General features: G+C 54.9%; 18 protein-coding genes and 1 tRNA gene. 11 read left to right on the forward strand and 8 right to left on the reverse strand.

Annotated elements, in window-relative coordinates; translation table 11 throughout:
* Window positions 1-79: 79 nt before the first annotated feature.
* A complete protein-coding gene (locus AUC60_RS23285; RefSeq protein WP_238599629.1) occupies window positions 80-331 on the reverse strand; it encodes a hypothetical protein in 252 nt (83 codons plus the stop codon).
* Window positions 332-478: 147 nt separating this feature from the next.
* On the opposite strand from AUC60_RS23285, the gene AUC60_RS23290 reads away from it, so the two are divergent.
* The 3 genes from AUC60_RS23290 to AUC60_RS23300 are packed head-to-tail and all read left to right on the forward strand — an operon-like array spanning window position 479 to window position 2,160.
* Window positions 479-751, forward strand: a complete 273-nt coding sequence (locus tag AUC60_RS23290) for a hypothetical protein (protein ID WP_087273297.1) — start codon at window positions 479-481, stop codon at window positions 749-751.
* 39 nt (window positions 752-790) lie between these two features.
* Window positions 791-1,024 (forward strand): hypothetical protein, encoded by a 234-nt coding sequence (locus tag AUC60_RS23295; RefSeq protein ID WP_087273299.1) that lies wholly within the window; start codon window positions 791-793, stop codon window positions 1,022-1,024.
* On the forward strand, window positions 1,024-2,160 hold the full coding sequence (locus AUC60_RS23300; RefSeq protein ID WP_087273301.1) for a tyrosine-type recombinase/integrase: 1,137 nt from the start codon (window positions 1,024-1,026) through the stop codon (window positions 2,158-2,160). Before AUC60_RS23295 ends, AUC60_RS23300 begins: the two co-directional genes overlap by 1 nt.
* Before the next feature lie 118 nt (window positions 2,161-2,278).
* On the opposite strand, the gene AUC60_RS23305 is transcribed toward AUC60_RS23300, so the two are convergent.
* Window positions 2,279-2,355: transfer RNA gene (locus AUC60_RS23305), tRNA-Val, on the reverse strand.
* Between the two features lie 186 nt (window positions 2,356-2,541).
* On the opposite strand from AUC60_RS23305, the gene AUC60_RS23310 reads away from it, so the two are divergent.
* The gene (locus tag AUC60_RS23310; RefSeq protein ID WP_087273303.1) at window positions 2,542-3,825 is read left to right on the forward strand and encodes an NAD(P)/FAD-dependent oxidoreductase; all 1,284 of its coding nucleotides are present in this window, start codon (window positions 2,542-2,544) and stop codon (window positions 3,823-3,825) included.
* 52 nt (window positions 3,826-3,877) lie between these two features.
* On the opposite strand, the gene AUC60_RS23315 is transcribed toward AUC60_RS23310, so the two are convergent.
* On the reverse strand, window positions 3,878-4,564 hold the full coding sequence (locus tag AUC60_RS23315) for a hypothetical protein (RefSeq protein WP_087273305.1): 687 nt from the start codon (window positions 4,562-4,564) through the stop codon (window positions 3,878-3,880).
* 222 nt (window positions 4,565-4,786) lie between these two features.
* Here AUC60_RS23315 and AUC60_RS27985 point away from each other — a divergent pair, with 222 nt between their 5' ends.
* On the forward strand, window positions 4,787-4,963 hold the full coding sequence (locus tag AUC60_RS27985) for a hypothetical protein (protein ID WP_167384392.1): 177 nt from the start codon (window positions 4,787-4,789) through the stop codon (window positions 4,961-4,963).
* 107 nt (window positions 4,964-5,070) lie between these two features.
* Here the strand turns inward: AUC60_RS27985 and AUC60_RS23320 are convergent, their stop codons facing one another.
* Window positions 5,071-5,832, reverse strand: a complete 762-nt coding sequence (locus AUC60_RS23320; protein WP_087273307.1) for a TerC family protein — start codon at window positions 5,830-5,832, stop codon at window positions 5,071-5,073.
* A 31-nt stretch (window positions 5,833-5,863) separates the two neighbouring features.
* A complete protein-coding gene (locus AUC60_RS23325) occupies window positions 5,864-6,100 on the reverse strand; it encodes a hypothetical protein (RefSeq protein ID WP_087273309.1) in 237 nt (78 codons plus the stop codon).
* Window positions 6,101-6,233: 133 nt separating this feature from the next.
* Between AUC60_RS23325 and nhaR the strand changes: the two genes are divergently transcribed.
* Entirely contained in the window at window positions 6,234-7,136 is a 903-nt protein-coding gene (gene nhaR / locus AUC60_RS23330; RefSeq protein ID WP_087273310.1) for a transcriptional activator NhaR, read from the forward strand.
* Between the two features lie 24 nt (window positions 7,137-7,160).
* Here nhaR and AUC60_RS23335 read toward each other — a convergent pair whose 3' ends face one another.
* Window positions 7,161-7,670 (reverse strand): DUF1993 domain-containing protein, encoded by a 510-nt coding sequence (locus AUC60_RS23335; protein WP_087273312.1) that lies wholly within the window; start codon window positions 7,668-7,670, stop codon window positions 7,161-7,163.
* Window positions 7,671-7,823: 153 nt separating this feature from the next.
* On the opposite strand from AUC60_RS23335, the gene AUC60_RS23340 reads away from it, so the two are divergent.
* Window positions 7,824-8,489 (forward strand): YceH family protein, encoded by a 666-nt coding sequence (locus tag AUC60_RS23340; protein WP_087273314.1) that lies wholly within the window; start codon window positions 7,824-7,826, stop codon window positions 8,487-8,489.
* Between the two features lie 41 nt (window positions 8,490-8,530).
* Here AUC60_RS23340 and AUC60_RS23345 read toward each other — a convergent pair whose 3' ends face one another.
* Window positions 8,531-9,346 (reverse strand): shikimate 5-dehydrogenase, encoded by an 816-nt coding sequence (locus tag AUC60_RS23345; RefSeq protein WP_087273316.1) that lies wholly within the window; start codon window positions 9,344-9,346, stop codon window positions 8,531-8,533.
* Between the two features lie 231 nt (window positions 9,347-9,577).
* Here AUC60_RS23345 and AUC60_RS23350 point away from each other — a divergent pair, with 231 nt between their 5' ends.
* From AUC60_RS23350 to AUC60_RS23360, 3 genes are all read left to right on the forward strand, one after another.
* Window positions 9,578-9,943: a hypothetical protein gene (locus AUC60_RS23350; protein WP_087273318.1), complete on the forward strand. Its 366-nt coding sequence runs from the start codon at window positions 9,578-9,580 to the stop codon at window positions 9,941-9,943.
* A gap of 191 nt (window positions 9,944-10,134) precedes the next feature.
* Window positions 10,135-10,329, forward strand: a complete 195-nt coding sequence (locus AUC60_RS23355) for a hypothetical protein (protein ID WP_087273320.1) — start codon at window positions 10,135-10,137, stop codon at window positions 10,327-10,329.
* Between the two features lie 118 nt (window positions 10,330-10,447).
* Window positions 10,448-10,630, forward strand: coding sequence for a hypothetical protein (locus AUC60_RS23360; protein WP_087273322.1), 183 nt, complete (start codon window positions 10,448-10,450; stop codon window positions 10,628-10,630).
* Between the two features lie 151 nt (window positions 10,631-10,781).
* Here the strand turns inward: AUC60_RS23360 and AUC60_RS23365 are convergent, their stop codons facing one another.
* Window positions 10,782-11,342: a hypothetical protein gene (locus AUC60_RS23365; protein WP_087273324.1), complete on the reverse strand. Its 561-nt coding sequence runs from the start codon at window positions 11,340-11,342 to the stop codon at window positions 10,782-10,784.
* A gap of 250 nt (window positions 11,343-11,592) precedes the next feature.
* Here AUC60_RS23365 and pbpG point away from each other — a divergent pair, with 250 nt between their 5' ends.
* Entirely contained in the window at window positions 11,593-12,528 is a 936-nt protein-coding gene (gene pbpG, locus AUC60_RS23370) for a D-alanyl-D-alanine endopeptidase (RefSeq protein WP_087273326.1), read from the forward strand.
* The last annotated feature ends 10 nt before the right edge of the window (window positions 12,529-12,538 follow it).

Below are 12,538 nucleotides of genomic sequence, written 5' to 3' on the forward strand. Positions count from 1 at the left end.
CGCGGCGAAGAACAGTATCAAGACAAACCACAAAGCCAGCTCGTGCATGGGATATCCCCAGTTGAACGAGCTTGTACGGCTAGCGGCATCGAAGTCGTGCCACCAAAAGCGACTCGTTTATTACCCGGTCAGCATCCCAGGTGATGAGATTGGAGCTATCTTCGCTTTCTCCATCACCGAGCAATTCCATCTTTGCCTGCAACGCCAAGGCATATGGATCGAAACCCAACCTGAATGCCGCGCAGAATACCGCCACGAGTGTGTGGCAGTAGATGCCTTCCTGTGTGGTGCTCATCATTACTCCCTGATCATCTTCACCGGCTGCCAGCATTCCATTAGCGGCCTCCATTCTTTAGTGAAGCTTGCTTTACCTCTCATCACAAACATTTCACCGGTGCACGTCGCTATTAGTGACGGCCGGTGAAATCCCCCTACTGCTACTTCAAGCCTGCCGGTGATTGGCGGCCGAGGATTCGCTATGCCTACACAATCCTATCCCTTCTACGCCTGGGCACTGACCAAGGATTACGAGCCGCATAAAGTCGAGCTCGTCGGTTCTGCCTCTGGATCAGATGGCAAGCACGTTACAGCCACAGGCAGACGCTACTCAAACCCCGAGCTCCACGGCTGCAAGACGCGCGCAGTTCTGTGGGCACGTGATCGCTTGGCAAAGCAGCAGAAAGATTTGGTAGAGCGCGCATCTCAGCTGGAACGCCGAAAGATTGAGCTGGCGAAACACGCCGACCTTTAACCCCTTCTGCCGCCATAGGGCGGCGTGGAGCAGTACACCATGGCAAAAGTCATTGCCCAGATTACGGTGAAATTGCCGCGCCTCATGGAGGCAGGCGAATACAGGAAGCTGCGTTATGCCGGGGGAAAGCCCAGCTTGCAACAGCTCAAGAAATGGATCGAGGAAGGCGAAGTGATAGGAGAGGTAAAAGGCGGGATGTACTTCGTCGACCTGCAGGCCGCGGTGATGGGGACAAATGACCCGCTGCTCGCTCAGATGCTGGAGACGGCCTGATGGCAGCACGGCCGCGAACCCTGCAAAACAGGAAGCTGCCGCCGAACCTTTACCCTAACGGGAAGTACTGGCGGTACAGAAACCCCATCACTGGCGTCATGACCAGCATCAATAGGCCTTTGGAGGAAGCAATCAAGCTGGCAAAGGCCGCCAACCTAAAGCTCGCGGCGCTGGTAGTTGACGATGGCGCCCTGCTCACGCTGCTCACAGGTGACCGGCTCCCAACCGTGAGCAACCTTCTGAAGCGCTTCGCAGATGAATGGCTGATCGAAAAAGATTATGCCGCACGCACACTGGAGGAAATCGAATTCAAACTCGAGCGTTACCGGCTTGATCTGGGTGATCGCCTGATCGGCCAACTGGATGTGCTGGCCATGGCCGATTACCTCGACAATTTCAGCAACAACGCCTATACGAAACACCGCGGGCTTTGGATTCAGATTTTCGCCTTTGCAGTCGCCAAGGGGTTGGCTGAGCGCAACAACGCAGAGCTGACCCTCGTGAAGAAGGAGGCGGAGAAGAAGCGTCAGCGACACACCCATGATGGCCTGAAGCTGATTATCGGCGCCGTAACCACGCCGCCCTGGCTAAAGCGCGCTATTCGGTTGGCACTGGCCAGCCTGCAGCGACGCGAGGATATCGTCACCTGGTTAAAGTCGGCGGCCGACATGGAGCAGAACACTCTGACGGTATCGCCCGGGAAGACCCAAGGGTATGACAACCCTATTCACCTGAAGATCAAAATGGGCGCGGCCCTGCGCGAAGTTGTCGGCGAGTGCTTGCGCTCCCCGATCGCCTCACCCTACTTGATTCATTACAAGCCCAAGGCTCGCCGCCGGGACTTGATCGAAGCGAAGGATCATTGGACTTCGGTCACGCCGGACTACCTAACTAAAGAGTTCAGCAAAGCCAGGGATGCTGCGCATGCTTACGACCATGTGCCGGCCGGTGAGCGCCCCACTTTTCACGAGATCCGCGCATTAGGTGCTTGGCTTTACGAGCAACAGAAATTCCCGCAAGAGTACATCCAAGCACTGCTGGGGCATGCGGACGAGAAGATGACGCGGCATTATCAGGAGGGACATGACGAGAAGAAAATCGAGTACGTCGAGGTGTGTGCAGAATTGGCGTTCTGAGTGGGGGTTTTGCAAAAGTTTTGCAAAAGTTTTGCAAATCCATTTTTCAAACGGGCAAAGAAAAAGGGTCTACATCTCTGTAGACCCTTCTGTACCGGCAGCAGGACCGGATTTTGTTTGGTAGGCGCGACTGGACTCGAACCAGCGACCCCCACCATGTCAAGGTGGTGCTCTAACCAACTGAGCTACGCGCCTGCTGTGGGTCGGCATTCTACGGATATTCGAATGTGTGTCAACACCTTTTTTCGCGCTAACTCCATGAATATGCGAATTTTTTTGCCTTCTCTGTTTTACCTCTTAGTTTCGTCACTAGCTGGTGGAGATTTTTGATCTCGGGTAGGATCGAGCCATTCGTAAAAAATATTAAACGGAGGTTGAAGGATGGCGAACACTCCTTACCCGCAGTCCTACTACGCGGCTTCGGCGAATCCAGTACCGGAGCGCCCGCAGTTACAGGGTGATGTGGAAACTGACGTTTGTATCATTGGTGCGGGCTACACAGGCCTGTCGAGCGCCCTGTTTTTGCTTGAACACGGATTCAAAGTCACAGTCCTGGAAGCCGCCAAAGTCGGCTTCGGTGCTTCCGGGCGCAACGGCGGCCAGATCGTCAACAGCTACAGCCGCGATATTGATGTCATTGAACGCTCGGTTGGTCCTGAACAGGCACAGCTACTCGGGCAGATGGCGTTCGAAGGCGGTGCGATCATTCGCGAACGTATCGCGAAATACCAGATTCAGTGCGACTTGAAGGACGGTGGTGTGTTCGCTGCCATCACCGACAAGCAAATGGGGCACCTGGAAGCGCAGAAACGTTTGTGGGAACGCTATGGCCATACGCAACTTGAGCTGCTCGACAAGCGTCGCATCGGTGAAATGATCGCATCCGAGCAGTACATCGGCGGCATGCTCGACATGAGCGGCGGACATATTCACCCATTGAACCTGGCGCTGGGCGAAGCGGCCGCGGTGGAATCGCTAGGCGGCGTCATTTATGAACAGTCGGCAGCCGTGCGGATCGAGCGTAGCGCCCATCCTGTTGTGCACACGGAATCCGGCAGGGTTAAAGCGCGCTTTGTGATCGTGGCCGGCAATGCCTATCTGGGTAATCTGGTGCCGGAGCTGGCCGCTAAATCCATGCCTTGCGGCACTCAGGTAATCACCACTGAGCCGTTGAGTGAGGAGCTGGCCAGCACGCTACTGCCTCAGGATTACTGCGTTGAGGACTGCAATTATTTGCTGGACTATTATCGACTCTCAGCCGACAAGCGCCTGATCTTCGGTGGCGGCGTTGTTTATGGTGCACGCGACCCGGCGAATATCGAAGCAATCATTCGTCCCAAAATGCTCAAGGCTTTCCCGCAACTCAAGAACGTAAAGATTGATTACGCGTGGACCGGCAACTTCCTGCTGACCTTGTCGCGCTTACCTCAGGTCGGTCGTCTGGGTGACAACATCTATTACTCGCAGGGCTGCAGCGGTCATGGTGTGACATACACACATCTGGCCGGCAAAGTGCTTGCTGAAGCCTTGCGAGGTCAAGCCGAACGCTTCGACGCATTTGCCGGCCTGCCACACTACCCTTTTCCCGGTGGACAGTTGTTGCGCACTCCCCTTACAGCGTTAGGCGCTTGGTACTACAGCCTTAGAGACAAGTACGGCTTTTAATTGCAACGGCTGCCCAAGGGAGCGGCACCTGGTCTGGCGCCGCTTTATCGGACTATTGTGCTTTCAGGGTTTTGAGCGCTTCGCCGGCGGCCTGCTCTTGCCCTGCTTGAGCCAGATCATTTGCTGCCTTCGACCAGCGCTGCTCATCAAGATTGGCAGGTAATTGACGCGGGTTCTGAATCAGCACCGCCCAACTACCGGCCTTTTCCCACGCGGAGCTGAAGCTGCTGAAGCTCATCAGCAAATGTCGATTCATGCCTGCGTGAAGCAATACGGTCTGCTTGTTGCGGTTATAGCCCACCAGAACGCCGTAACGTGGCTCCGTGAATACCGTGCCTTCGGCGAAACGCAGCATTACCGGATACCCCGCCGAGACCTGCGTCAGTAGCGACTGCAGCCCATCATCCAGGGGGTAAACCAGAAAACCATACTGTCGCGCCACTTGCTGCATGCTCTGCTCAAGTCGTGCCTCACCGCCTGGCAACTGAAGAGACTTATCCAGCAACCCCGGGGTTATTTGCACCCGTTGATAAGACAACATACTCGCCAGCGCGCCCGGTCCGCTTTGGTAAGCGTTGCCGCGAAAAAACGGCACATTATTCAGTTCGACACGGTCAGGCAGACGTTTGATTTCAGGGCTCAAAGCCGAAGCACAGCCCCCGAGAGCCAGAAAAACCGCTGCGAGTACTCCCAACCGCTTCAAGCCAGCGACACGGGAAAAGAAAAATACCGGCGACATTTTTACTCACTTCAAAAAACGCCGGACAACCCGCGGCCCGGCTCGGACAACGATAATAGGACGCACCAGGCACGGGGTATAGCCTCAATGTACAGTCTGCAGCCGTGCATAGATCAAATCGGTCATGACTGTTCGACCATTGGTCAACTAACGGAAACATGCCAGGTACTAGACTGTCGATTATCAGGACCGCAAATGAAAAGAAGGGTCCGTGGAGGACGTATGAGCCTGGAAATGACAATCGTGATGCTGATCGCCGCATGGCTGGCCGTTGCTACCGCCATGCTCTGGGGTGTGATGCGTATTTCTCGTCGTCATCATCACCATCGCAGCGTAGAACCTGCGCCGCCGAAACCAATGAAGCCGATCAAAAGCCGCCGACACGCGCCGGCCCATTGAGATTTCAACTGAGCACTCGTAACTGAAAACGGCCGGTATGGAGGTTATCCATAACGGCCGCTTGCTTGTCAGATTACGTGTGAGCTTTCACTCACAATCATTGACTATCAAGCCTTGGATGCCTGAGCGGCTGATTCTCTTTTGATCTTAGCCCTGCGTGCCCACATGTTCAGCACTTCAATCAAAGCCGAGAAAGCCATCGCCGCATAGATGTAGCCTTTCGGTACGTGAGCACCAAAGCCTTCCGCGATCAACGTCATACCGATCATGATCAGGAAGCCCAGCGCCAACATCACTACGCTCGGGTTTTCATTGATGAACTTGGCCAAAGGCTCAGCAGCCACCAACATCACAATCACAGCAGATACCACGGCGATGATCATGATCGGCAAGTGCTCAGTCATACCTACAGCGGTAATAATGCTGTCGATGGAGAACACCAGGTCGAGGACCAGAATCTGACTGATCGCCGCACCCATGCTGAGGGTGATGGTGGAGTCCAGCTTCTTCTCTTCTTCGGTCTTGATATCGACGCTATGGTGAATCTCGGTCGTAGCCTTCCAGACCAGGAACAGACCACCGGCGATCAGGATCATGTCTTTCCAGGAGAACACCTGCCCCAGAATCTCGATGACCGGCTCAGTGAGTTGCACGATCCAGGCAACGGTGCTGAGCAAGCCCAGACGCAGGAACAGCGCCATACCGATACCCAGGCGACGGGCTTTCTGCTGCTGATGGGCCGGTAGCTTATTGGTCAGGATTGAAATGAAAATCAGGTTATCGATGCCCAGTACGACCTCCATGACCACCAGGGTGGCCAAGGCGATCCAGGCTGCAGGACTTGAAGCGAGTTCTAACAGGTATTCCATGTGTATTGCCCTGATTCAGTCAGTATTAAGGTCAGATTTCTTGCTTGCTTTCGTCGTCTTTCTTCTCAGCTTCGGGCTGCGCCATGGATAGATCCTGTTTGGCATCGTCCAGCGCTTGCGTTGCGGCCTTGTGAGTATCGTCGATAGCCTGCTTGGCAGAATCAGCAGCAGTGCTCAGCAGTTGTTTGCTGGATGTTTCAATCTGGTCGCAACCGGTCAGAACAATGAGCGGCAAGGCCAGTAATACAGCATAAAAGGGTTTGATCATCTAGAGCCTCGAAAATTTAACCGGCTAAATGTGATGCTCCGGCGATAGGCCAGCATTCTAGAGAGGTCTGACTATCAGGAAAATTCGTATTTTTAAGCTGTATACTTCGGCAAAACCGAACTGAGACCTTTTCATGCTCAACTACCGACAGCTGCATTATTTTTGGGTAGTCGCCAAGACTGGCAGCATCGTGCGCGCGTGCGACCAGTTAAACCTCACCGCTCAGACCATCAGCGGCCAGATCAGCCTGCTGGAGCAGTCGCTGGGGGTTGATCTGTTTCAACGTGTCGGTAGGCAGCTGGAGCTTACTGAAGCCGGACGCGTCACCCTGCCCTACGCCGAACAGATGTTCCAGCTTGGCAACGAGCTGGAGTCCGTGCTGCGAGCGCAACCCGATGAGCAGCAGATACTGTTCCGCGTGGGCGTCGCTGACGTGGTGCCCAAGTCCATCGTTTACAGGCTTATCGCACCGACCATGGAGCTAAGCGAGCCCATTCGCATTACCTGCCGCGAAGACAAGCTTGAACGTCTATTGGCCGACCTGGCGATTCAGCGGCTGGATCTGGTGATCTCCGACAGCCCGATGCCTTCACACCTCGACATCAAGGGCTATAGCCAGAAGCTCGGCGAATGCGGGATCAGTTTTTTTGCTACAGCAGAGCTTTTCGAACGCTATGGACAGGATTTCCCCTTCGGCATGCAGGGCGCGCCTCTACTGATTCCCGGACAGGAAACCGTGGTGCGCAGTCGACTGATGCGCTGGTTTGCAGAGTTGAAAATCCAGCCGCGGATCGTCGGGGAGTTTGATGACAGTGCGCTGATGAAGGCTTTCGGCAAATCGGGCAGCGGGATATTCGTCGCGCCGAGCGTGATCGCCGATGAAGTACAGGCGCAGTACGGTGTGCGGCTACTCGGCCAGACAGATGCCGTGACCGAGTCGTTTTACGCCATTTCAGTGGAGCGCAAGGTCAAGCACCCTGGCATCGTTGCGATTACCGAAGGTGCCCGACAGAAGCTGTTTACCGACGCAGCTTAGGCACGCGAGAGCTTATCCAGCGCCTTAGACAGTGCCCATGAAGTCACGCTTGCCGATTTCGATGCCATTGTGACGCAGCAGGTCGTATGCGGTAGTCACATGGAAGAAGAACTGCGGCAAGCTGTAGCTCAACAGGTAGGTCTGACCGGTAAAACGCTTTTCTTTAGGGGTACCCGGGCGAAGGATGATTTCAATTTCTTCGTTGCCGTCGATCTGCTCTGGCTTGATGCTGCCGATGAAGGCCAGAGTCTTGGCCAACAGGGCCTGCAACTCCGCAAAGCTGGTTTCAGTGTCGTCATACTTCGGCATCTCAACCTGAGCCAGACGCGCTGATGCGCCCTTGGCGAAGTCCACGGCGATCTGGACCTGACGAGTAAAATTCAGCATATCCGGATACAGACGTGCCTGTAGCAAGGCTTCAGGCTGGATATTTTTCTCTGTGGCATGAGCTTCAGCCTTGGTCAGGATCTGACTCAACGCGTTAAGCATTTGCTGGAAAACCGGAACGGAAGCGGAGTACAGGGAAATGGTCATGACAGGTCCTTAAAAGAAAGTGCCTGATTATAGGCACGTGCAGCTAACCACGCTGGCTGTTTTCACATCTCACGCAGCGCCTGATGGTTGCTGCTGGAAATATTGTTCGGCACGCCCTAGTCTGGGCGCCCGCCATCGCCTACGGAAAGAGCCATGTCAACAGAACAGTCCTCAAGCAGTCCCTCAGAACAACCCGATGCGTTGAACCTTGGCAGCACTGAAGTACGCATTTTAGGCTGCCTGATCGAAAAGCAGGCCACCAGTCCGGAAACGTATCCGCTGACACTCAACGCGCTGGTCACCGCATGCAATCAGAAAACCAGCCGCGACCCGGTAATGAACCTCAACCCCGGTGCGGTTGGCCAAAGCCTGCGTGCACTTGAAGGCCGCGGCCTGGTTCGCCTGGTCATGGGTAGCCGCGCTGATCGCTGGGAACAGCGCGTCGAAAAAACGCTGGAATTAGTGCCTGCGCAAGTCATCCTGACCGGCCTTCTGTTGCTACGCGGACCGCAAACAGTCAACGAATTGCTGACCCGTAGCAATCGGATGCATGACTTTGAAGACACCGAGCAGGTGATTCATCAACTGGAGCGGCTAATCGCCAGAGGCCTGGCGATTCTATTGCCCCGCCAGTCAGGCCAGCGTGAAGATCGCTATATGCATACGCTAGGCAATGCGGATGACCTGGAGGAAATCATCGCGACCCGGCAAAGCCAGCCCGAACGCTCATCGTCTGGGAGTGCAGCGTCGGCGGAGCGCATGGACGAACTTGAAGCCCGCATCGCCGCACTCGAAGAGCGCCTGTCCAAACTCGAGTAGTCGCTGGCAGATCATCGATCAACAGGGGCGGAATACCGGTCTCATCCTGCCCGGGCAAACGTAGCTGCCTGCTGAAACTGCTCTGCGCTCGGACGTATGCCGGTGTACAACACGAATTGCTCCAGTGCCTGGATCGCTGCCACCTCGTCGCCACTGATGATGCGCTTATTGCGAGCCCGGGCCGCCTCAATCAGCGGCGTATTTGCTGGACTGGCGACGACGTCGAATACGGTGTCTGCCGCCTCGATAGCATCCAGACTGAATGCCAACTCGTCAGCCTGATCTCCGGTCATGCCCAGCGGGGTGACATTGACGAGTAGCGGCGGCCGTTCTTTATCCAGCTCCGCCTGCCAGCGCATACCACAAGACTGCGCCAATGCGCGGCCTGTGCGTTCATTACGGGCGATAATCAACCCATCGGTAAAACCTGAATCACGCATGGCGAAAGCAACAGCCTTAGCCATGCCGCCGCTGCCGCGCACGGCAAATGCAGTCCGTGGAACAGCCCGGCTGCCCATCAACTGGGCGACAGCGATGTAATCGGTGTTGTAGGCCTTCAAATGGCCTGCGGTATTGACGATGGTGTTGATCGACGCAATGGCGGCCGCAGAGGGATCCATTTCGTCAATCAGAGGAATGCTTGCTTCCTTGAACGGCATGGATACAGCACAACCCCGAATGCCCAATGATCGCATTCCTGCTATGGCGGCTGGCAGGTCCGAAGGGCTGAAAGCTTTGTAGTAATAGTTGAGCGCTAACTGCTGATACAGATGGTTATGGAAACGTACACCGAAGTTACCCGGCCTTGCAGCGAGCGACATGCACAGAATGGTTTCCTTGTCAGGGCTCATGGGCATGTTGGTTTCTCCTGAACGGTATTGGTAAAAGCTTCAATGGAAGGCGTACTATTAGCACCGCAATACGGCGTGATGAAACTCGCCCTGCACCTGATACAAAATCTACCTTACACAAAATTTACTTAGCGGCTTCGCAGTTTTTCCGCAAAGCGCTGTCTGAAGAGTTATCCCGTGGCAGTGCTTGAGAGTAATGCAGGCTCGCGACAACGGGTTGAAAGTCGAGGAACAGTCATGATTCGTCAAATCCCCAAGGTTGCCTTGTTGTTAGCTGCTCTGGCCATGGCCGGCCAGGCAAACGCTCATGGTGGCGGTGGTGGCTGGGCAGGCCCTGCTGTTGTGGGTGCAATTGTGGGTGGTGTTGTTGGCGCGGCGGTTTCGTCCGGTCGCGACAGAACGGTCTATGTCGAACAGCAACCCGTGTATGTGCAGCAGCCAGTCTATGTTCAGGCGCCGCCGCAGCCGGTCTACTATCAGCCGGTTTATCAGGTTGTTTCGCCACCGCCAGTGCGTGTCTATGGTCCGCCACGTGGCTATTACGGCCCACCACCGGGTTACTACGGCCCACCTCGCGGCTATTACGATCGCGGCCGCTGGTAATTATTAATAATCAGCCCTGCCTTACCGGCGGGGCTTTTTTTCACCTGTCGATTAACTATCCCCAACATCAAGACTCAAGATTGGTTTGAAAAAGACGATAGCCTGCTAACAGTCAACTCTCGACCTGCGGGTCAAATGGGGCCCGCCTCAACGCAATGGCCCTGGTTACTCAGAATAATAAGGAATTCAATATGCCAACGCAGAACCCACATCGAACCGTTGGACTCTGTACCTCTAATAAAGTCTATAGCGCGTTGACTGAACTCAAGAGTCTGGAAGGCCACCGGGCCGCCAAGTTTGTTGCACTGCTGGCCCAGAATCTGGTCGAGAAAGGTGTGCTGTCTGACGAGGAAGTCATCACTATGCTGGATCAAGTCGTAGACTGACCCTCATTTGTCGATTTGCATGCGCTCCCCTGTTCATCAATGTCCACTATCGAGAGCGTTGATTTCTGCTGTGTCTCATGAGCCCGTAGAGTAGCCCCATAGATTGATGGAGGCACTTATGAATACACTCAAAATCATGTCGGTAGTAGGCAGCGCGGTCCCCCAACCCCTAAGGGCGCAAGGTTTGCTGGCTTGCTGGTACCTGATGCACAACGGCGAGCCAGTCAGCGGCCCGTTTGCATCCTTGAATGCTGCCAAGGCACGTTCCGACCTCTTCGAAGCGGGTCAGTTGAACGGCTGACCACCCCACAGACATCGCCAGTAGCCTTACGAAAGGCTGATGGCCCACATCGTTTCAGCTCCCTGAATCGTGCGTTGCTCCGCACACCCTCTTGCCCGCATTAGTCCCCTGATGCGGGCTTTTTTTGCGTACGATTTATCGCCTGAGCAAATCAGAGACGCTCGGCCATAGCCGCATTGACCTGGCAACGATGCGTCAGTTTCTGCAGACGCTTCTCGAAGCTCATGAACACCACCCGATCCGAACGACCACTTTCCAGTTCATCGATCAAGTCGCTGGCAACCTGACGCAACTCATAAGCGATGACGATACGATCGTCATTCAGGTCCTGCTTGTGGGATTCAAACAGACGGTGCAGATAGTCCTGCAGGTCATATTTCAAGCGGTGCCGATCAGTCGCACGCAGGTGATTAAGGCTCAGGCTGATTTTGCCCAGCAATTCGCTAAGTTCACCACACAGGTATTGCATGCGCCTGGCGTAACCAATCTGGCCTTCGCGCATCGCCTTATGCTGCACTGCCGCCTCCTGGCTGCGCTGAATACCTGGAACTGCAACGGCGACCATCATTCCGATGATCAAGCCCGTTGCTTGAACCCAGCCTGCCCAGTCCGCTGGCCGCGAGAAAAAACCTGCACCCATCAACAGAACGGCTATTACACCGGCAACTATCACTAAAACAACGTAATCCTTGCTGATAAACCCTTTGGGCATCACGCGACTCCTTCGGTCTTTGTCGGCTGCAATCAATGGCATGGGATGCTAATCGGTGCGAGCGCCGGATACCACGACTATTGTCACGATGGGCAATGTTTCAGCCGCCCAAAGCAAAGTTAAATCTTACTTTTATTAGTGAAAGGTCTTACAACACCCATCGACAGTGGTGATGGCGTACTCCTAAAATGGCGGCGAGTTTCTATCCCTCTGTGTGGTAACCCCACTCCATTTCCAGTGAGCCGCGTTCTTGAAAATTCGTCTTCCAATTTTGGGCCTTTTATTTGCACTTACAGGCCCGGCACTTTCCACCAGTGCCTACGCGAACGACCCCGCCCCACTTAATCGTGACCCTTCGCTTCTTCATTTGGCGTCGGGCAGCGCAATGGTTGTCGACCTGCAAACCGATAAGGTTTTGTATTCAAGCAATCCGGATGTAATCGTCCCGATCGCCTCTGTTACCAAGCTGATGACAGCGATGGTGGTATTGGACGCCAAGCAGTCCATGGATGAGGTCATTCCGGTCAATATTTCCCAGACGCCGGAAATGAAAGGCGTGTTTTCCCGGGTCAAGCTGGGGAGCGAACTGCCCCGCCGGGAAATGCTGCTCATCACCCTGATGTCATCCGAGAACCGCGCAGCGGCAAGTCTGGCGCACAGTTATCCAGGCGGTTATGCGGCGTTTATTCTGGCAATGAACGCCAAGGCCAAGGCGCTGGGCATGAAACATACGGTGTATGTAGAACCCACGGGTCTGTCGATTTACAACGTTTCTACCGCTCGCGATCTGACCAAACTGCTGCTTGCATCCCGTAAGTATCCAGCCCTCAGCGAGCTAAGCACCACTGCGGAAAAAACCGTAACCTTCCGAAAGCCCACTTATAGCCTGGGCTTCAGCAACACCGACCATTTGGTCCGTAAATCCAACTGGGATATCAAGCTGACCAAGACTGGCTTTACCAATCAGGCTGGACACTGCCTGGTGCTACTGACCAGCATGGCTAACCGCCCTGTCGCGATGGTGATCCTCGATGCATTCGGAAAATATACGCACTTTGCGGATGCCAGCCGCATCCGCCAGTGGATGGAGACAGGTAAAAGCAACCCGCCGCCAGCCGTTGCTCTGCAGTACAAGAAAGAAAAGAATCTGGTGATGAAGCAACAAGGCCTGCAAGCCAACGAATGACCCACTGAGC

It is taken from the genome of Pseudomonas caspiana (assembly GCF_002158995.1).
In the GTDB taxonomy this organism is placed as follows: domain Bacteria; phylum Pseudomonadota; class Gammaproteobacteria; order Pseudomonadales; family Pseudomonadaceae; genus Aquipseudomonas; species Aquipseudomonas caspiana.

Coding starts and splice junctions, on each gene's coding strand:
- AUC60_RS23285 (WP_238599629.1), bottom strand. CDS start 331: ATGCTGGCAGCCGGTGAAGATGATCAGGGAGTAATGATGAGCACCACA.
- AUC60_RS23290 (WP_087273297.1), top strand. CDS start 479: ATGCCTACACAATCCTATCCCTTCTACGCCTGGGCACTGACCAAGGAT.
- AUC60_RS23295 (WP_087273299.1), top strand. CDS start 791: ATGGCAAAAGTCATTGCCCAGATTACGGTGAAATTGCCGCGCCTCATG.
- AUC60_RS23300 (WP_087273301.1), top strand. CDS start 1,024: ATGGCAGCACGGCCGCGAACCCTGCAAAACAGGAAGCTGCCGCCGAAC.
- AUC60_RS23310 (WP_087273303.1), top strand. CDS start 2,542: ATGGCGAACACTCCTTACCCGCAGTCCTACTACGCGGCTTCGGCGAAT.
- AUC60_RS23315 (WP_087273305.1), bottom strand. CDS start 4,564: ATGTCGCCGGTATTTTTCTTTTCCCGTGTCGCTGGCTTGAAGCGGTTG.
- AUC60_RS27985 (WP_167384392.1), top strand. CDS start 4,787: ATGAGCCTGGAAATGACAATCGTGATGCTGATCGCCGCATGGCTGGCC.
- AUC60_RS23320 (WP_087273307.1), bottom strand. CDS start 5,832: ATGGAATACCTGTTAGAACTCGCTTCAAGTCCTGCAGCCTGGATCGCC.
- AUC60_RS23325 (WP_087273309.1), bottom strand. CDS start 6,100: ATGATCAAACCCTTTTATGCTGTATTACTGGCCTTGCCGCTCATTGTT.
- nhaR (WP_087273310.1), top strand. CDS start 6,234: ATGCTCAACTACCGACAGCTGCATTATTTTTGGGTAGTCGCCAAGACT.
- AUC60_RS23335 (WP_087273312.1), bottom strand. CDS start 7,670: ATGACCATTTCCCTGTACTCCGCTTCCGTTCCGGTTTTCCAGCAAATG.
- AUC60_RS23340 (WP_087273314.1), top strand. CDS start 7,824: ATGTCAACAGAACAGTCCTCAAGCAGTCCCTCAGAACAACCCGATGCG.
- AUC60_RS23345 (WP_087273316.1), bottom strand. CDS start 9,346: ATGCCCATGAGCCCTGACAAGGAAACCATTCTGTGCATGTCGCTCGCT.
- AUC60_RS23350 (WP_087273318.1), top strand. CDS start 9,578: ATGATTCGTCAAATCCCCAAGGTTGCCTTGTTGTTAGCTGCTCTGGCC.
- AUC60_RS23355 (WP_087273320.1), top strand. CDS start 10,135: ATGCCAACGCAGAACCCACATCGAACCGTTGGACTCTGTACCTCTAAT.
- AUC60_RS23360 (WP_087273322.1), top strand. CDS start 10,448: ATGAATACACTCAAAATCATGTCGGTAGTAGGCAGCGCGGTCCCCCAA.
- AUC60_RS23365 (WP_087273324.1), bottom strand. CDS start 11,342: ATGCCCAAAGGGTTTATCAGCAAGGATTACGTTGTTTTAGTGATAGTT.